This window comes from Citrobacter tructae, from assembly GCF_004684345.1.
Lineage (GTDB): Bacteria > Pseudomonadota > Gammaproteobacteria > Enterobacterales > Enterobacteriaceae > Citrobacter > Citrobacter tructae.
Genome location: NZ_CP038469.1, coordinates 1,374,873 through 1,392,296, shown reverse-complemented (window position 1 = coordinate 1,392,296; position 17,424 = coordinate 1,374,873). Strand labels below are relative to the sequence as shown.

General features: G+C 50.7%; 20 protein-coding genes. 15 read left to right on the top strand and 5 right to left on the bottom strand.

Going from position 1 to position 17,424, the window contains the following annotated elements:
- Nucleotides 1–65 precede the first annotated feature (65 nt).
- The 15 genes from E4Z61_RS24375 to pphA all read left to right on the top strand — a co-directional run bounded on the left by E4Z61_RS24375 (nt 66) and on the right by pphA (nt 11,281).
- Nucleotides 66–164 carry a DUF6889 family protein gene (locus E4Z61_RS24375; protein ID WP_405000092.1) on the top strand — a complete coding sequence of 33 codons (99 nt, stop codon included), beginning with the start codon at nt 66–68 and terminating at the stop codon, nt 162–164.
- The gene (locus E4Z61_RS07315; protein WP_135322193.1) at nt 157–2,112 is read left to right on the top strand and encodes a hypothetical protein; all 1,956 of its coding nucleotides are present in this window, start codon (nt 157–159) and stop codon (nt 2,110–2,112) included. Before E4Z61_RS24375 ends, E4Z61_RS07315 begins: the two co-directional genes overlap by 8 nt.
- The gene (locus tag E4Z61_RS07310; RefSeq protein ID WP_135322192.1) at nt 2,112–2,690 is read left to right on the top strand and encodes a phage baseplate protein; all 579 of its coding nucleotides are present in this window, start codon (nt 2,112–2,114) and stop codon (nt 2,688–2,690) included. Before E4Z61_RS07315 ends, E4Z61_RS07310 begins: the two co-directional genes overlap by 1 nt.
- A complete protein-coding gene (locus E4Z61_RS07305; protein WP_135322191.1) occupies nt 2,687–2,992 on the top strand; it encodes a phage baseplate plug family protein in 306 nt (101 codons plus the stop codon). Before E4Z61_RS07310 ends, E4Z61_RS07305 begins: the two co-directional genes overlap by 4 nt.
- A 2-nt stretch (nt 2,993–2,994) precedes the next feature.
- Nucleotides 2,995–4,068: a hypothetical protein gene (locus E4Z61_RS07300; protein ID WP_135322190.1), complete on the top strand. Its 1,074-nt coding sequence runs from the start codon at nt 2,995–2,997 to the stop codon at nt 4,066–4,068.
- Nucleotides 4,058–4,405 (top strand): hypothetical protein, encoded by a 348-nt coding sequence (locus E4Z61_RS07295; protein ID WP_135322189.1) that lies wholly within the window; start codon nt 4,058–4,060, stop codon nt 4,403–4,405. The genes E4Z61_RS07300 and E4Z61_RS07295 overlap by 11 nt, the downstream gene beginning before the upstream one ends.
- A gap of 105 nt (nt 4,406–4,510) precedes the next feature.
- Nucleotides 4,511–5,242, top strand: a complete 732-nt coding sequence (locus E4Z61_RS07290; protein WP_135322188.1) for a tetratricopeptide repeat protein — start codon at nt 4,511–4,513, stop codon at nt 5,240–5,242.
- Between the two features lies 1 nt (nt 5,243).
- Complete coding sequence (locus E4Z61_RS07285) at nt 5,244–5,666, top strand: hypothetical protein (protein ID WP_135322187.1); 423 nt, start codon at nt 5,244–5,246, stop codon at nt 5,664–5,666.
- Nucleotides 5,667–5,724: 58 nt separating this feature from the next.
- The gene (locus tag E4Z61_RS07280) at nt 5,725–6,477 is read left to right on the top strand and encodes a Gp138 family membrane-puncturing spike protein (protein ID WP_135322186.1); all 753 of its coding nucleotides are present in this window, start codon (nt 5,725–5,727) and stop codon (nt 6,475–6,477) included.
- On the top strand, nt 6,477–6,830 hold the full coding sequence (locus tag E4Z61_RS07275) for a contractile injection system sheath initiator (protein ID WP_135322185.1): 354 nt from the start codon (nt 6,477–6,479) through the stop codon (nt 6,828–6,830). Before E4Z61_RS07280 ends, E4Z61_RS07275 begins: the two co-directional genes overlap by 1 nt.
- The gene (locus tag E4Z61_RS07270) at nt 6,831–8,030 is read left to right on the top strand and encodes a baseplate J/gp47 family protein (RefSeq protein WP_135322184.1); all 1,200 of its coding nucleotides are present in this window, start codon (nt 6,831–6,833) and stop codon (nt 8,028–8,030) included.
- Nucleotides 8,027–8,683, top strand: coding sequence for a baseplate wedge 1 family protein (locus E4Z61_RS07265; RefSeq protein ID WP_135322183.1), 657 nt, complete (start codon nt 8,027–8,029; stop codon nt 8,681–8,683). The genes E4Z61_RS07270 and E4Z61_RS07265 overlap by 4 nt, the downstream gene beginning before the upstream one ends.
- Before the next feature lie 2 nt (nt 8,684–8,685).
- Nucleotides 8,686–9,753, top strand: coding sequence for a gp53-like domain-containing protein (locus tag E4Z61_RS07260; protein ID WP_135322182.1), 1,068 nt, complete (start codon nt 8,686–8,688; stop codon nt 9,751–9,753).
- 2 nt (nt 9,754–9,755) lie between these two features.
- Complete coding sequence (locus tag E4Z61_RS07255; protein WP_135322181.1) at nt 9,756–10,187, top strand: tail fiber assembly protein; 432 nt, start codon at nt 9,756–9,758, stop codon at nt 10,185–10,187.
- A 452-nt stretch (nt 10,188–10,639) separates the two neighbouring features.
- Nucleotides 10,640–11,281, top strand: a complete 642-nt coding sequence (pphA, locus tag E4Z61_RS07250) for a protein-serine/threonine phosphatase (protein WP_135322180.1) — start codon at nt 10,640–10,642, stop codon at nt 11,279–11,281.
- On the opposite strand, the gene E4Z61_RS07245 is transcribed toward pphA, so the two are convergent.
- From E4Z61_RS07245 to yebS, 5 genes are all read right to left on the bottom strand, one after another.
- On the bottom strand, nt 11,282–11,473 hold the full coding sequence (locus E4Z61_RS07245; RefSeq protein ID WP_135322179.1) for a YdfD/YebW family protein: 192 nt from the start codon (nt 11,471–11,473) through the stop codon (nt 11,282–11,284). It lies immediately after the preceding gene.
- Nucleotides 11,474–11,575: 102 nt separating this feature from the next.
- Nucleotides 11,576–11,812, bottom strand: a complete 237-nt coding sequence (locus E4Z61_RS07240) for a YebV family protein (RefSeq protein ID WP_161959030.1) — start codon at nt 11,810–11,812, stop codon at nt 11,576–11,578.
- A 100-nt stretch (nt 11,813–11,912) separates the two neighbouring features.
- Nucleotides 11,913–13,301 (bottom strand): 16S rRNA (cytosine(1407)-C(5))-methyltransferase RsmF, encoded by a 1,389-nt coding sequence (gene rsmF, locus E4Z61_RS07235; RefSeq protein ID WP_205746893.1) that lies wholly within the window; start codon nt 13,299–13,301, stop codon nt 11,913–11,915.
- Between the two features lie 109 nt (nt 13,302–13,410).
- Nucleotides 13,411–16,044 (bottom strand): PqiB family protein, encoded by a 2,634-nt coding sequence (locus E4Z61_RS07230; RefSeq protein ID WP_135322177.1) that lies wholly within the window; start codon nt 16,042–16,044, stop codon nt 13,411–13,413.
- Nucleotides 16,013–17,296: a membrane integrity lipid transport subunit YebS gene (yebS, locus tag E4Z61_RS07225; protein ID WP_135322176.1), complete on the bottom strand. Its 1,284-nt coding sequence runs from the start codon at nt 17,294–17,296 to the stop codon at nt 16,013–16,015. The genes E4Z61_RS07230 and yebS overlap by 32 nt, the downstream gene beginning before the upstream one ends.
- Nucleotides 17,297–17,424 lie beyond the last annotated feature (128 nt).

Sequence of the window (17,424 nt, the reverse complement as noted above, 5' to 3'; positions counted from 1 at the left end):
AGGATTACATTCTTCGCCCGACGCTCGCCTTCAACCTCGATCAGAAAGACCTCGATAGCGGCTCAGTGGACCTGTGCCGCATCGCGCTGCTTAACGATTACCTTGATATGCGCGACGATAACGACGCTCGCGTAGCCAAATGGAGAGCCCAGAACAATGGCTGATACTATCCGTGATTACCTGGTCTCTCTGGGGTTCGATATTGATGGTGCCGGGCAGGCGAAATTTGAAGCCACTCTCAAAGGCGTGGCGGCGAACGTCGTTAAGTTGGGGGCTGTAGTGGAATCAACAGCGCTGACGATTGTGGGGTTCACTACCTCTATCGCCAACGGTCTGGATAAGCTCTACTGGGCCTCACAGCGCACTGGTGCTTCGGTAAACGGCATCAAGGAGCTGGGTTATGCCGCATCACAAACAGGCTCCAGCGCAGAGGCTGCCCAGAACTCGCTGGAGAGCCTGGCGCGTTTCATGCGAAGCAATCCGGGCGCTGAAGGTTTCCTGAATCGTCTTGGTGTGCAGACGCGTGACGCTTCCGGGCAGATGAGGGATATGTCTGCGATTTTCACTGGTGTCGGCCAGCGCCTCAGCAGCATGCCATATTACCGGGCAAATCAGTACGCGCAGATGCTTGGCATCGATGAAAACACCCTGATGGCGATGCGTCGTGGAATATCCGGCTTTACCGCTGAATACCAGTCGATGATGCAAAAGACCGGATTCGACGCAGATAAAGCAGCACAACAGTCTAATAAGTTCATGACCTCCATGCGGCAATTTGTATCGCTGCTGGGGATCCTGCGCGATAAAGTCGGTTCTAATCTGGCTGGTGGGCTGAGCGGCACGTTGAACAACCTAAGCAAACAGATGCTGGAGAACTGGCCGAAGATAGAAGGCGTCGTCACGAAGGTAGTGAAAGGGGTGCTGCTTGCTGCCGATGTGATTGCTCAAATGGCGTGGCGCGTCTCTCAGGCAATAGGTGGTCTGATTGAATGGTTCAAAAAGCTACCGCAGGATGTGCAGCAACTTATCGCGTTAGTTTCTGCTCTGGTTTCGGCCTGGCATCTACTAAACACAGAATTCCTTAAGTCTCCATTTGGCCTTGTTATGGCATTGGGTACCGCACTATTCGCTCTCTATGATGATTACAAAACATGGAAGGAGGGCGGGCAAAGTCTGTTGCCGTGGGATAAGTGGGAACCGGAAATTAACTCTGCTCTGAAATCACTTGGTGAGTTACGGGATTCTGTAAAGGCGATTGGAGTGGAGATCGCCAAACTGCTGAACATCAATCTCAAAAACTGGACCCTGAAAGGCGAGATAGACAACCTCACGAAGCAGTTCGGTGAGTTTGGCAAAATGATCAAGATGATTGGCGATCTCATCAACGCTATCAATGATGGACGCTGGTCTGATGCTTATGCAATTGGCAAAAACCTTCTTTCTCAGGGTAAAGGACAAGATGCTCTTCCTGCTGTATCGGATAGTGCAAATAACACCGCTGAATGGATTAAGAACCGTACTGGATTTGATCCAAGAAGATTTGGACAGACCATTAACGGTTGGCTGTCCAGTGATAGTGGAGGCAAAGGAAATACACTGGCCGACCGCAATAACAACCCGGGTAATTTACGGCCTGTCGGCGGTACAGGATTCACCTCTCACGAATCGCCGTTGGCCGGATGGATGGCAATGGCGAGGCAGATTCGTCTGTACTTCACAGGGAAAAGTGCTGCAGCTGGATTTGAAAAACTCCAGTCTATCTGGGACATAATTCACAAATATGCACCAGCCAGTGACAACAATGATCCGGAGGCGTATTCCAACTTTGTGGCCAATATGATGGGTGTTGGAGCAAAGGATACGCTTAATCTCGGCGACCCTCAGCAGTTCAGCAATCTCCTACAGGCCATGTCGCGCAAAGAAGGATATGGGCAATGGAATTCACCACTTGCCAGCGTTGCAGCTTCTCAGGCAGCAGCACAAATAAGCCAGGAAACGAATATCAATATTTATGGCGCAGATGATCCGGCCTCGACAGGGAGAGAAATTGCAGACCGCCAGTCTGGCGTTAACTCTCGCCTTACTCAGCAACTCCAACCAAGGGTCTACTGATGGACATTCTTTCGGCTATTTTTCGTCTACAGTCACGGAAGATTGGCATTCTGGTGCCGAGCGTTGTTGTGTCGGAAAAGCATATTGATGCGCTGGAGATCACCGAACATCCGGTGGAAGTCGGAGCGTCAGTAAATGACCATGCTTATAAACGAGCAAGTGAAGTAACAATGGAGTGTGGCTTCGCGGGTGGCGGCTCAATACTTGACCTGGTTGATATCTCGGGGATTGGACTGGGGATAGGCCAAAGCCCTAAGGAGATTTACCAACAGATGCTTGATATTCAGGCATCCCGAGTTCCATTCGATGTGATAACCGGCAAGCGTACCTACAAAAATATGCTGATCCGTGCCATTGAAGTAACCACCGAACGAACCAGTGAAAATGTACTCTCATGCGTTCTGACACTGCGAGAAGTGCTGATGACGCAGACACAGAACATTTCGGTGGCGAGCAAAGCTGACATGCAGGAGGGTGTTACCACTTCACCAGTCCAGGATACTGGTACCAAATCACCTACGCCAGTCACCAACACCTCGGTAATTCAAAAAATCAAAGGATTCCTGGAGACGATGTGAACATCAATGAAATACCGCTCAGTGCGGATAATCAGGCTTTTCGCGTCATGCTTGGCAACAATAATTACATGCTTAAAGTTATATGGCGTGACGATGCCGGATGGATCATGGATGTCATGGATAACGGAGCGCAGCCAGTGTTGATGGGAGTGCCATTGTTACCAGACACGGACTTGCTGGAACAATATCCTGAGTTAGGAATATCAGGTGCATTCATCGTAATAACGGATAATGGTGCGCCTGAATACCCAACAAAAATCAATCTGGGAGTCGAAAGCCACCTTTACTTTATACAGGTGTAAACATGACAGTGAACTGGATGCGCCATTTCGAGCTACGTCTGATCGACGACTCTGGGAAGGGCATATTACTTTCCGATTTTAAAGTGACGTTTAATATCGACTGGACTAATTCCATGTGGCCGCGCGTTGCTACGTTGAAGATATATAACCTAAGTCGGGATACCATGAGTCGCATAACCGGCTCGGAGTTTTCACGTATCACTATTATTGCAGGTTATGATGGCCTGGCAACTCCAGTACCTGAAAGTCAGGTTGGGCAGGTCACGGAAATATCTCCTGATCAGATAGGACAGACGCGCGGCCAGAACTACGGGGAAATCTTCAACGGTGAGATACGCTTCACAATCACCGGGCGAGATAACCCCACCGACATTTTTACCCTGATTCAGTCCATCGATGGGCACCAGGCGTTTAACGAGGCCGTTTCATCCGGCAGCCTGTCTGCCGGGTATAAGCTGTCAGATGTTCACTCGGTGCTGATGAGAGATTTCTCCCCGTTCGGTATAACCCAGGGGGTTACCGGAGAGTTCCCGGACCGCGTGATGCCTCGGGGCCGGGTGTTCTACGGTATGACCCGTGATTACATGAGCAATCTTGCGGCGCAATGCAACGCCAACTGGCAGTTTGTGGACGGTCAGGCGCAGATGGTTCCTGAAGATAAATATCTACACGAGGCCATTGTGCTGAGCAGCGCTACCGGGCTCATAGGGATGCCGCAGCAGACCATGGGTGCTGGCGTCAATGTTCGCTGCCTGATTAACCCCAACATCAGGGTGAACGGCTTAATTCAGCTCGACCAGGCATCTGTCTATCGTACCCAACTGCCGAACGATGAGATCCAAAGATCACAGGCAAGAATCACAGAGTCGAGCAATGATGGTAACCTTTCACTTGGCGGCACTATAGCGCAGCCCGCCAGTGTGGCCACTGATGGCGTCTACATTGTCCAGTCAATAAGCTACACCGGTGATACGAGGGGAAATCCATGGTATATGGATCTCATGTGTATGGCGCGCGGGGCGAAGGATTTACTATCGAGCTCTGCAATCACAAGGGGAGTTCCAGGTGGCAGTTAATATTAGGATGTTAGGTGTCTTGGTGCTATTGGCTGCAGGCACTAGTCATGCCTCTGGGTTAAAGTGTGGGGAATGGCTAGTTGATGCCAACGAGTCAGGCGAAACTACGATAAACGGGGTTGTGACCAGCACTCAAAAAGTCACCTTTTTGAAGGCGAAAGGCGACTATTCCAACATGAAGCTTGAGATGGTTCTGTCTCCATCTCCTGATGGCAACGCCTACGGCTATGAACTGATAAAGCGTAACGGCAAGGCTTTTCTAAATGTCGAAGCACTCAGGGCCAATATGAATGCGCCGCGAGTGTTTGGAACATACGATTGTGAGAGGTTAAAATAATCTAATCCGGGACCGCGCTTTCTAAGGTAAGTGGTTGCGATGTAGCGAAACTTGTTTAAACTACATCGACACCAATGCGGTAATTCGAAAGAGCCAAAGTACCTTATGCTTGCAGCACAGCCTGACACGTCAAAAATTGAAGCCATTCTTGCTTCGTCCCTTGAGGCCGGAAAGTTGCTTCTTAGCGACATAGAAAAGCAGAAGCTGCTGAGGGAAGTCCGCTCATTACCCATTAGATATCAGTCCTTGGCTTTGGAAGGGTTCATCGTTTTGCTCGATGGACAGATTGAGCGTGGGGTTGAGGCAGTAGAAAAATCTTTAAAGTTATCTCCATACGATCCTGTTACATGGGGAAATTATTCCAGCGCGCTGAGTAACATTGGTCTTTACTCAAAGGAGCGAGAGATCATCATCAGATCTCTAGAATATGATCTCCCCAGAATGGCAAATCGTGCTTTTCACTTCGGTGCCTTCTGGGCAGACGCGGAGATGCTTAAAATGGGATATGACAGACTTGAGCGATATAATCAACTAAACACAATTACTGATTCAATTCAGTTTGAAGTGTGGCGGATGGTTGAGTGCATTGGTGAGGAATCAAGTCGTCACCTAAAAAAAGTAGCCGAAGTATTAATGCATGTGATCGAATCCGAACACATTAAGGCAAAAGGCTCAAATCTTCTTACTGATGGTGAAGGGTATACTTCATTTTCTGTTGCAATCGATACCGATGATCATGCTTATCTTTCATATCTAAATGACAAAGTGATTGATGTGATGATTGAAAGAGGCCTCGAGACGGGATGTAGTGTGGCTTTCTTTGAGGCGGCGAATTGATATGGCTGTTTCCATCGACTGTTTTTTAGAAATAGCAAAAAAATCAATTGAGAATAATGGTGAGGAATGGACTCGCAACGCGATTAGCAGGGCGTACTACACCATGTACCATTCAGCTCTCCAATTGACAGATGGATATATACCAACTCAGGACGAACATGGTCAAAGGTTGAGTGGTGGCGTTCATGCCAGACTTGCAGAGTATTTGTGCGGAAATGATGCAGCGGGAAATCACAATTTAGATGCGAACGCTACCAAAAGAGTTGGTTTGAAGCTTAAAACAGCGCATCACAGAAGAGTTTCTGCTGATTATAACTTAGGAAAAAAAGTGAACAGACTGGATGCGCACAGTACCATTAAGGATGCTGAAGATATGCAGGTGATGGTCGCAGACATGATTAATACAAAACAAACAGCAAGCTAACATTCAACAAACTCACGCAAACCCGCTCCGGCGGGTTTTTTATTGCCCGGAGATCCTCATGCCAGTATCAACACGCGCGCAGGACGGCAGCGAGCAGCAGGCGTTTGACGCGCAAAAACTGTCTATTTTCACCGGCCTGCGCGTTGCCATGCCCGGAATCATTCAGTCGTTTAATCCTGATACAGTGACCTGCTCTGTTCAGCCTGCCATCTACGGCCAGAAAGTCGGTGAAGATGGTAAGGCTACCTCCGAGGCCATCCCGATCCTTCCTGATGTGCCGGTGGTATTCCCGCGGGGCGGAGGGTGCACGCTGACTTTCCCGGTTAAAGCCGGTGACGAGTGCCTGCTGGTATTCTCCGATCGCTGCATTGATTTCTGGTGGCAGAACGGTAGTGTACAGGAGGCGGTGGACCCGCGCCAGCATGACCTTAGTGATGCGTTCGCCATCGTAGGCCCGCAGTCTCAGGCGCGCAAAATCAGCGGCATCAGCACCACAGCGGCTCAGTTCCGCAGCGATGATGGCAGTACCTACTTCGAAATTAACCCGGACACGAAGAAAATTAAACTGGTCGCGCCAGGCGGGTTCGACGTGATCTCCCCGGAGTCAACCTTCTCGGCGAAGGTGACAATCACCGGTCTGTTAACGTGGGTGGGTGGCATGGTCGGTAGTCTTTCTAGCGGAACCGCAGCGAAGATAACTGGCGCCATTGAGTTCTTCGGTTCGCTGAAATCGAACAACAAAACCATTGATGATACCCATACCCATGACGACGTACAGCCAGGAACGGGGCAATCAGGGAAGGTGAGCTGATGCGATACAGACGCGAAGATAGTGAGGGTGATTATACCTTCGGACAGGGCGACAATACTTTCCTGGCTAACTCTCCAGAGTGCGTTGCCCAGGCGGTTAAGACTCGATTTGAGCTCTGGAAGGGCCAGTGGTTCCTTGATACGGCGGAAGGTACTCCCTATATTCAGTCGGTTCTTGGAAAGCAGAGGCCAGAAGTTTACAACCTGGCAATAAGAGACCGCATCAGTTCAACCCCCGGCGTGTTGTCCATTCTGTCGTTTGACACAGTCAACAGCGGAACAACTCGCCGCGTCACGTTCACTTCCTCCATAAACACCATTTACGGACAAATCACAGTAACCAGCGAGGCATAAATGGCTTTGAACCTCGACACGCTGGGGTTATCGGCAACGGTAACGGCCCAGGGGATCAGTGCGCCTGATTATCAGACTATCCTGGATAAACTCACTGAATACTTTAAGGAGATATACGGCAGCGATTCTTATCTCGACCCTGATAGTAAAGACGGGCAAATGGTAGCGCTGTATGCACTCGGGATTCACGATGCTAATAACACGGCCATTGCGGTATATAACTCCTATTCACCTGCTACAGGGATAGGTCGGGCGCTTGGTAGCAACGTTAAAATTAACGGAATTACCCGCAAGATTGCGACGAATTCAACCGCTGATGTAATTATCACCGGCGATATTGGAACGCCAATTGCTGCCGGTACGGTTAGAGATGCTAACGGGGCATTATGGGACTTACCCGTTGGCGTGAATATTCCTGGGTCAGGTACAGTCACAGTTACTGCTACATGCAGAACGCCCGGCCCGGTCGCTGCAATGGCTAACTCCATCACACAGATTGCTACACCGACTAGAGGATGGAAAACCGTAACAAATCCATTAGCGGCAACAGTCGGTTCTCCCGGTGAAAGTGACGCGCAGTTGCGTCAGCGACAATCACGAAGTACTGCACTTCCATCAATTACCACCATTGACGGGTTAGACGGTACGCTACTGGATATTCCCGGCGTAACACGCGTACGTATTTACGAGAACGACTCTGATACCGCGGATGCCAATGGTCTGCCAGCGCACTCGATCAGCTGCATTGTTGATGGCGGAGATGCGACAACTATCGCCACGGCAATTTCGAAGAAAAAGGATCAAGGCACATCGACCTTCGGTACCACTACAGTGAATCTTGTTGGCAAATATGGCGAGCCAAAAGCGATAAAGTTTTCTCGCCCTGTGGTGGTTGAGGCGTTTATCGAAATAGTCATCGCAACTTACCCTGGCTATACGTCACAAGTTGCCGAGGAGATGAGAGCAGAGATTTCAAAATATATTAATTCACTGCGTATTGGTGATGATGTGCTGTTAAGCCGCATTTATTCTCCCGCCAACCTTGGTGTAATTAGCGGTGGTGACAGTAAATATTATGATATTAACTCGCTGAAAATCGGTAAGAGTGCAGCAACGGTTGCCGCTTCAAATATAGACATTTTATTTAATGAGGCTGCGCATTCTAATATTGCCAACATTAAAATAACACCAACGCCATGAGTAAATACACTGAACTGATAACGAACTACCACGTCACTAAACCACTCTTCCTGCAACACATTGACCTGATAACCCGACCTTTCACTGACATCTCTGGCGTAACAGCAGACATGCTTCGCAAGTTCGATCTGGACTCAGCGCAGGGTGAGCAACTGGATATTGTTGGGTTATGGGTTGGGCGGGATAGGAGAGTGACCACGCCAATTTCCAATGTCTATTTCTCGTGGGACACGGACGGCCTGGGATGGGACCAGGGGAATTGGCAGGGGCCGTATGACCCCGATTCAGGATTTACTGTGCTCAGCGATGATGTTTATCGATTGGTATTAAAAGCGCAGATAGCGATTAACCAGTGGGATGGGACAGTCGGTGATCTTGAGGACTTACTTGAACGAGTATTTGAAGGGACCGGAATTGAGATGCAAATAATCGACAACATGGATATGTCGATAAGCATTAACGCAATTGCATTAAACGGTATTGCCAACACATCGGCAGAGTTAATTGAAGTAATTGAAGCTGGTGAATTAACAGTGAAAGCGGCAGGCGTCAGGGTTAAAAGTCTTGATGTTATCGATCCCGCACACCCACTGTTCGGATTTGATATTCAGGATACGGCGATTGCCGGATTTGATAATGGCTACTGGAGTTAATAATGCCAACTAATGATATTAAACCATTTGCATCCGCTGGTGGGGCGAATGTATTAACACAAGCGGAATACCTCGCACTGGCTGCACTGTCTACGGGATTTTCATCCGGCAAGGCCAGTTCTAAAGAAGCGAACAAAGCGATTAGACAGGCAACATTTATTGCTTCAGTTCTGGCACAGTTTATTTGCGACAAGAGCGGTAGTGATGTGCTTGATGATGGTAACGTAGCGGGGCTGGTTACAAAGCTACTTTCTGCAATCAATAAGACTTCGCAACCGCTCGACGCAACCCTAACGGCTCTTGCCAGCCTTGTTGGTGCAGCCAATAAACTCCCGTACTTCAACGGTACCGATACCGCTGCTCTAACAGATTTTACGGCATTCGCCAGGACCTTGCTCGCTCGTAGTGATGCCGATAGCGTTCTCTCTGACCTTGGTCTTATCGTTACAGAGGTCGGAAAAAATATTATTAGCGCTCCGACGAAAGTTGACGTTCTGTCTTATCTGGGGATAACAACTGCACTTGATGGTAAGCAACCCCTTGACACCACGCTAACAGCTCTTGCCGCATTGGCGGGTGTTGCCGATAAGCTCCCGTATTTCAACGGTGCTGATACGGCAGCGTTAACTGACCTGACGGCGTATGCGCGGGGGCTGCTTGGCGCACCAGATGCCGCTGACTCAAGAAGCTATCTCGGGCTGAAAAGCGCTGCAACTAAAGATGTGGGAAACGGTGCTGGACAAGTACCTGACATGTCTTCATGGGTTTCAGGAGGTAGTCCCACAACAGGCTGGAGAAAAACACCTGACGGTTATATCGAGCAGTGGGGACTGACCGGTGCAACAACCACGGATGTAACTATCAATTTTCCAATCCCATTCCCCACTGCGATTATCTCCATTAACGAGCATGATATGGCTCCATCTGGAGAAAGCATGTCGATGTGGCAATTTAGAGAGGTAACATTAAATAATTGCGTTGCTGTCAATCTGGGGACATTAATTCGTGGAAATCCATCACTCGGTTCTCCTGTAGCATCGGGGTGTCGCTGGTTTGCTAAGGGAGTCTAAGTGTGAATAAATACTTGTATGATGCAAAAACAAATAGTTTTTATCCTACTTCACTGGAAGATGCTTACAGGTCCACTGAAATGTGGCCAGCCACAGGAATTGAAGTGGATGAGGAAGAATTTCTGCAATTTCAGACACCACCTGCCGGAAAAGTGAGAGTTGCTGGCATTGACGGACATCCTGCGTGGGGTGATATACCACCTCCTGCACGTTCAGAACTCATTGCCCGCATGGAGGTAGAGAGACTGCGCCTTATGAATGCCGCAGATTTCGCAATGGCAGACTGGCGTACTGAGTTAGCTCTGGGAGAAATCAGCGATGATGACAAAGCAAAACTCTCTGCGTGGATGGCCTATAAACGGCAAGTAAAGGCGGTTTCTGCTGATGAAGCAATTACTGACGATTTCGAATGGCCGGTCAAGCCAGCAGAATAGGAACCTTTGATGGAATGGGGCGCGTGCAGTCATATTGGTTGCATTGGTTCTGCCACCTGATTTTTTCACATTACAGATGGCATGCGTAACAGCGTGCCATAGAAATTTCTGTTCTGGAGTTTTGATCCCGAAAATTTCCCGACGACCTCACGAAATCAATGGCAACTGATTGATCTTGAATGATTGCAATAGTAAGTATCAGAAGGTGTTATTTAGTGGATTTTTGGTGTTAACTTACTGAAGTATATAGATTATTACGGTTTGAGTTGTAAACAGGAATCGTATTCGGTCTCTTTTTATGTGGCGAATACGATGCCGTCCGGGGCAAAACACTGCGTGTCGCATGCTGTATTCTTCCCAAACCATACCATACTCCGCCCCTCGATCGTCCAGGCTTTTTTGCTGCTATTGTTAAATTTTTATAAGGGCGATTACTGCATCCAGGAGGCCACATGGGAGGACCTAACAATATCTATCAACGAATCGAAGGTTCGCACTGGCGTCACGTCTGGGTGATGGGCGATCTCCACGGCTGTTTCTCATTATTGATGACTAAATTGCGTCAGTGCCGGTTTGATCCGTGGCAGGATCTGCTGGTTTCGGTCGGCGATGTGATTGACCGTGGACCTGACAGTCTGCGCTGTCTGCAGTTACTGCGCAAAAACTGGATAGTGGCGGTTAGGGGAAATCATGAGCAGATGGCGCTTGATGCGCTGACAACGGGCGAAGCGTTGCTATGGCAGATGAATGGGGGAGAATGGTTTACCCACGCCGCGCAACCCGCAGCGCGGCGCGCGCTTGAGGAGTGTCGGCAATTACCCTGGATTGTGGAATTGCGCTGTCAGGATGGGCTACACATTATTGCTCATGCCGATTACCCGGATGATGAATATCAGTGGCAGAAGAATGTCGATTTACAGCGGGTGTTGTGGGATCGCACGCGACTGCTTAACAAGGGGCGCGGAATTCGTGGTGCGGATCATTTCTGGTTTGGCCATACGCCGTTGCGTCATCGTCTGGACATTGGGAACCTGCACTATATTGATACCGGCGCGGTATTTGGCGGTGAGCTGACATTAGTGCAGCTACAATAATCAAAAATCGCTGTACGTTTGGGCAGGTTTCCAGAAGCTATCGATGTAGCCATCCGCCGGCAAGCATCCTCCATTGCGAATACGCTGATCGTCCATCGAAATAAGGCACTGCTGTTCCGTATTGTAGACATCGACCACGATATCTTCACAACCGCCATCCAGGTAGCAAACAAAAAGAACCAGCGTGAACATTCCATCCTCAAATTGTACTGCCGTACCCATAGTGTAGAAGAGGTTGCTGCGAGGGGGAAATTAAGAAATAAATAACCCGTCTGGCGACGGGTTCTTTTTGAATCAGGCAAAACGCATGATCCAGGCATCTGACTTACGATCGTAGTGCTCACGGAATAGAACAGAATGTTCGCCATTAAGGAGGGCCGGGACGCTGGTATCGGCATCCCAGGCGTCCAGCTGCATACATAAATCCGGATCGGATTTACACGGAATGGTTAACGTTCGGTCTCCCGGCGATTCGCCATGTAACTCGGCGTCGTCGATCTCAAAAGCGCCAATGCGCACACTGGTTTTCATCATCGTGCTCTCCGTTAGTTTACTGGTTGTGGTACGACCAGTTGGGTCGTCCATTTTTCAGCGTAGTCAACGTTAGCAAAAGCGCCAGTAAAAACGTGCGTTATCTGCTAAAGAGCTTACCATCCCGCACAAGATCGCGCGGATAGCTGTTTTTCAACCGTGAGTTAATACGTTTTGCCAGCCCAATAGGCTGACGCTGGAAGGTCACCAGCACGTCGTCTGTCTCCGGAGCGGTTTGCGGGTAGACATCTCTGCCGCGATACCACTCTTCGGCTTCTTCGTGGGTCAGTTCGAACGCATTGCCGTGGTGCGGGTCGGCGAGGGCGATGACGGCCTCATGCTGCCAGCGATAGCCTTTATTGTGGGTTTCAGCCAGCTTAATCCCGAGACGGGAAAACCGGACTTTGCCAATTAGCGATTCAATCTCAACAGGGAACAACCAGATCTCTTTATCACGCTGCCAGAGGCGCAGATTGTCTTCCCACTGCAATCCACAGGCGTTAGCCGCCCCGGTGATTTGTGCGGTTTCGCGGCCTTTCAGCGGGCTGAACGGAAAATTACCGACCTTATATTTTGGGGTGGGCAGAGCTGGGATAGCGGCTGTTTTACGCAAACGGGCGACGAAGAATCCTTCACAGTCGTAAATTTGCGGGAAGACATGCAGAAAACCTTCAGGCGTCAGCGCGCGTGCCGCTCCGGGGAACAAATCACCCAGCGGGAGAAACTCCACAGCGTCCGGATAGGTTGCTATCAGCCACTGCATGACGGATTCATTTTCATCACGGTTCAGCGTGCAGGTGGAATACACCAGCGTACCGCCGGGACGTAAGGCATGAAACGCGCTGTCTAGTAGTTCGCGCTGGGTGACGGCAATCTCAAGATTACTGTCGACGGACCAGTTTTTCAGTGCATCGGGATCTTTACGCACCACGCCTTCGCCGGAACACGGTGCGTCCAGAAGAATAGCATCGAAAGATTCCGGCAGCGCAGCGCCAAACACGCGTCCGTCAAAATGGGTGAGGGCAACGTTAGCGATACCGCAGCGACTGATATTGGCATGCAGCACTTTGACGCGGCTGGCGGAAAATTCATTGGCCAGAATCGCGCCTTTATTCTTCATTTTTGCAGCTATTTGCGTGGTTTTCGAACCCGGTGCGGCGGCAACGTCCATCACGCGATCGGGCGTATTGCCCTCGGCAAACAGCGCGGCAACCGGCAGCATCGAACTGGCTTCCTGAATATAAAATAGCCCACTTAAATGCTCAGCAGTGCTGCCGAGTGGGACTGACTCCTCATCGTCGCGCTCGATCCAGAAGCCTTCTTCACACCACGGAATTGGTGCGAGCGACCAGTCGTAAGGTGCCGTTAAGTCGAGGAAGTCGGCAACGGAGATTTTCAGGGTATTAATACGAATGCTGCGTCGTAATGGACGCTGGCAGGCGGCGAGAAAATCATCGAAAGAGAGCGAGGAAGGCATTGCTTCCCGCATTTGAGTCAGAAAGGCGTCAGGAAAATAAGCCACGTAGTACCACCGGAAAAAAAACAGGCGCGCAGTGTAGCATATTTGCTCCGGCGCGGGTACGCCGGAGCAGGAGGCATCAACGTGGTAGGGCGGTTCCCCATTCACGCCACTCTTTTGGTTCGCTTTCTAGCAACAAGAAGTGTTTTCCGGCCTGAGCTTTTGGTGCCAGTGGCGTACCCGGTGGGGTGGCAAAGGCAATACCGCCGCGAATGAACTGATTAAAGGTTCCGGTCTTCACCACGCCGCCGGTCAGACCGAAATCGAGATTGTAGCCGGATGCCAGCCAGAACACGGAGTTGTTACGCACCAGATGCTGGTAGCGCTGGCTGATGCGCATGGCAACCATCACACGGTCAGAAAGCGAGCCCAGCGTCAGCCCGGTGACGGTGCCCACTTCAATGCCCCTGAACAGAACAGGCGTGCCGATATTCAGCGAACCGGCTTCCGGTGCTTCGACCACGATGCTCAGGCCATCAAGATAACGTGAGTCGGTAATGGTGGCTTCCTGCAATTCAAAATCACGACGTGGATTCCCACGACCTGGTTCAACGTTGATATACGGCTGCAGGATAGTATCCAGATGTTCCACGCCTGCCGCAGAGATTTGCGGGGTAATAACCGAGAAGCGCGTCCCGCTGCGTGCAAAAGTCTGGACATACTCCGGGTACAGTACCGCTTTCGCCTGTACTTCGTTGCGCGCGGTGATAAGCTCCAGGGTCTGGATCTGACCGATATCGATGCCCAGATAGCGAATGGGCATGCCTGCGGCGAGCTTACCGGCGTCAAAGGCGTGCAGGGTAATTTGCCCCCCCACTGCACGTGCGGCTGTTTCTGAGGCGTACAGAATCCGCTTGTCTCCTTTGCGCTGGCTGGCGCTGGCACCGCTCAGATTATCGAAGCTGATTGCACCTTTTAACGCGCGTGACAAGGGCGATGCCTGTACGGTCAAACCGCTACCGTTAAGCTGGACTTTTGCGCCGCCTTCCGCCCAGAAAACGCTGTTGTTGGTCAACAGGTTGCGGTATTCCGGTTTGATGTGCAGATCGATATCAAACGCGTCGGCGCGGGGGCGAACGCTAATGACCTCACCAACCTCGAATTTACGGTATAACACCACCGAACCGGCCTGAACGTCGGGCAGCGTTTCGGCGCGCAGGCTGAGCGTGGTGGTGGGCAGATCGCTCAGGCTGTTTTCAATCGCCTTTTCCAGATTGGCATACAGCGGATAGCTGCTTTTCATTTCACCCTTGGTGCCGGGTAAAATACGGATACCGCCGCTAATCCATTCGCTGGCGCTGGCACCTAAGAACTCCACGCCGTCAATGCCCACTTTGACGTCAACCCGGCTGTTGACCACAAATTTGCTGTCACCCAGTACCAGATCGCGATGCTGGGGCTCGATGGCGACGGTAAAGGAGACGCCTTTGCTGGACAGCGTACGCTCAATCACTTGTCCAACCTGGACACCGTGCAGGATCAGTGGTTGCCCCGCCTCAATGCCGTAACTTTCCGGCGCGGTCAGGGTGAGCGTCATCACGCCCGGATCATGCAGTAAGGATTTTTCGCCGGGAACCACCACAAACTGGCTACGTGGTTCGCCATCACCGGGGACCAGTTCGAAGGTTTTACCGGTTAACAGCGAGCTGAGGTTCGCATCGCTCAATGACAATTTGGGACTGTGCAGTTCAATGCGCGTGTTATCTCGCAGTAACGAAACGACACTCGGATCAACCGTCATTTCACCGGTGACTTTACCACCTGGGATCAGCTCTAGCTTCGTCAGTTCACCGACTTCCAAACCCTGGTACATCAGAGATGTTGAACCTGCTTTTAGCCCATCGCCGCTGGGTAATTCCAGCTTCACGATCACGCCACGCTGGCTGTGCGCGAGGTCCTGATACAGACCAAAGGTGTCGTCTGCGGCAGCCGGTTGTGAATCTTCCGGCGAATCAAAAGCGATAGCGCCATTGACCAGTGCGGCCAGACTTTCCAGCTTGACCTTCGCCCCGCTGAGGCTGATATCTGCATTGACGCCAGATACGTTCCAGAAGCGGCTACCTTTTTTTACCAGATTAGTAAATCGGCGCTCAATCAGTACGTCTATGGTCACGCCCTGATTGTTGGGGTTGATGGTGTAGTCATATACCCGGCCTACCGGTATTTTGCGGAAATACACCAGCGAACCGCTGTTAAGGGAACCGAGATCAGGCGCATGAAGATGTAGCATCAAATCGCCGTTATTCAGGCGATATTTGGGCTGCGTATCCAGTGCGACGAAATGATCTTTTGGCTCACCGGTTCCGGGCATCATCCCGATATAGTTCCCGCCGACCAGCGCATCGAGCCCGGAGACCCCTGCCAATGACGCTTTCGGCGTCACCAGCCAGAACTGCGTATCTTTACGCAGAGCATCTTTCATGCTGGATTTGATACTGACGCGAACTTCAATCTTGCGCAGATTTTTGCTGAGACTGATATCCTGCACCGTGCCAACTTCGACGCCCTGATAACGAACGGGCGTTCGGCCCGGCACAATACCGTCTGCAGACATAAAGTCGATGGTGACTGTATTGCCGCGATCTTCATAGCTTCCCCAGATCAGCCACCCGGCGATCATCAAGGCGATGATCGGCAGTAGCCAGAACGGAGATATGCGGCGTTTTGTTTTAATCTGCGCTTCAGTCTGCGAAGCGGGCGTTTCCTGACTCATGTGCATCCCAAAGTAAGCGGCTGTCCAGCCATTCCACAGCAAGAATAGTCAAAATTACCGCTGCGCCGAAATAAAACGCAGCCGGTCCCATAGTAAAAGCAAGTATCTGGTCACGATTAATCAGCGACATGGTTAATGCGATAACAAACAGATCCAACATCGACCAACGACCAATCCACGTCACCATGCGTAGCAGTAGAATGCGCGTGCGTAAGCCCTGTTCACATTTAAAATGGATGCTAATCAATAGGGTAAGCATCACAATCACTTTGGTGAAAGGCACCAGAATACTGGCAATAAAGACTATTGCCGCGACGCCAACATTGCTGTTTGCCAGCGACATAATACCGGACAAAATGGTGTCTTCCTGCCGGGAGCCATTGACGTAAATGATAGAGATAGGCAGCAGATTAGCAGGCAGCAGCAGGACAATCGAGGCCAGCAGCGCGGCCCAGCACTTTTGTATGCTTTGATTCCTGCGCCAGCGCAAAGGAATATGACAACGAGGGCAGCGACCTCGGGCGTCTGAATAACCGGTAAAGTGGCAGCCAAGGCACACGCGAAGCTGCTCGTCGGGGCGTCGTGCGGGTCTTTGCGGGTAAAAACGGTCCCACAACTGTTCTACATTGAGGTGTGATAGCGTCAGAATGCTGAGGATCACCAGCGCAAGAAAAGCATACAGCCCCACGCCCGGAAGAAGAAAAGCATAGTCCTGTACTTTGATCGAGGCGACGCCAATACCCACAAGGTAAATATCAAGCATGACCCACTCTTTAAGCCTTTCCAGCATCAGCAGGACCGGGCGTAGGTTCATACCGAGTATGTTACCCAACCACAGATAAGCAATTGAGGAGACGAGTATGATCGGCGCGCCCATCACGCAAAATAGCACAAAGGATGCGGTCAGTGGATCGCCCTGGCGGGTCATTTGCCAGATGCCCTGAACCACATTGGCGTCGATGCGAATGCCTAATAAATAGATGTGTAATAGCGGCTCTCCCCAGGCAAACGGCATCAGTAGCAGCATGGTGAAGGCCATTGCCGCCAGTCGCGTCAACGACCAGTCGCGCCCGTCACGGATTTTTGCCTGGCAGCGGGGGCAGTATGCACTTTGGTTCGAACGCATTTTCGGCAAGCTAAATAACATGTCGCATTCGGGACAACGCTGATAGTGCGCGCGGGGTAGCGCCTCACCGACGGACCTGATCGCTATTTTTTTGGATGGCTTGATGCGTGGAGTATTTAGGGCCATGTATCGCGGATCAAAGTGTTAGAGTAATGTTATCTTAACCCATGATGGGAATGATCTTGAGCATTAACGCATTTAATGTTTATTTTAGTAGGCTGCAGTTTTAAGTAAGACAACTAAGTGATTACATA

Bases quoted from the DNA above. Each gene is read 5' to 3' on its own strand.
- E4Z61_RS07285 (WP_135322187.1), top strand. From the start codon at position 5,244: ATGGCTGTTTCCATCGACTGTTTTTTAGAAATAGCAAAAAAATCAATT.
- E4Z61_RS07265 (WP_135322183.1), top strand. From the start codon at position 8,027: ATGAGTAAATACACTGAACTGATAACGAACTACCACGTCACTAAACCA.
- E4Z61_RS07315 (WP_135322193.1), top strand. From the start codon at position 157: ATGGCTGATACTATCCGTGATTACCTGGTCTCTCTGGGGTTCGATATT.
- E4Z61_RS07300 (WP_135322190.1), top strand. From the start codon at position 2,995: ATGACAGTGAACTGGATGCGCCATTTCGAGCTACGTCTGATCGACGAC.
- E4Z61_RS07275 (WP_135322185.1), top strand. From the start codon at position 6,477: ATGCGATACAGACGCGAAGATAGTGAGGGTGATTATACCTTCGGACAG.
- E4Z61_RS07310 (WP_135322192.1), top strand. From the start codon at position 2,112: ATGGACATTCTTTCGGCTATTTTTCGTCTACAGTCACGGAAGATTGGC.
- E4Z61_RS07270 (WP_135322184.1), top strand. From the start codon at position 6,831: ATGGCTTTGAACCTCGACACGCTGGGGTTATCGGCAACGGTAACGGCC.
- yebS (WP_135322176.1), bottom strand. From the start codon at position 17,296: ATGGCCCTAAATACTCCACGCATCAAGCCATCCAAAAAAATAGCGATC.
- E4Z61_RS07290 (WP_135322188.1), top strand. From the start codon at position 4,511: ATGCTTGCAGCACAGCCTGACACGTCAAAAATTGAAGCCATTCTTGCT.
- pphA (WP_135322180.1), top strand. From the start codon at position 10,640: ATGGGAGGACCTAACAATATCTATCAACGAATCGAAGGTTCGCACTGG.
- E4Z61_RS07260 (WP_135322182.1), top strand. From the start codon at position 8,686: ATGCCAACTAATGATATTAAACCATTTGCATCCGCTGGTGGGGCGAAT.
- E4Z61_RS07280 (WP_135322186.1), top strand. From the start codon at position 5,725: ATGCCAGTATCAACACGCGCGCAGGACGGCAGCGAGCAGCAGGCGTTT.
- E4Z61_RS07240 (WP_161959030.1), bottom strand. From the start codon at position 11,812: ATGAAAACCAGTGTGCGCATTGGCGCTTTTGAGATCGACGACGCCGAG.
- E4Z61_RS07230 (WP_135322177.1), bottom strand. From the start codon at position 16,044: ATGAGTCAGGAAACGCCCGCTTCGCAGACTGAAGCGCAGATTAAAACA.
- E4Z61_RS07245 (WP_135322179.1), bottom strand. From the start codon at position 11,473: ATGTTCACGCTGGTTCTTTTTGTTTGCTACCTGGATGGCGGTTGTGAA.
- rsmF (WP_205746893.1), bottom strand. From the start codon at position 13,301: ATGCGGGAAGCAATGCCTTCCTCGCTCTCTTTCGATGATTTTCTCGCC.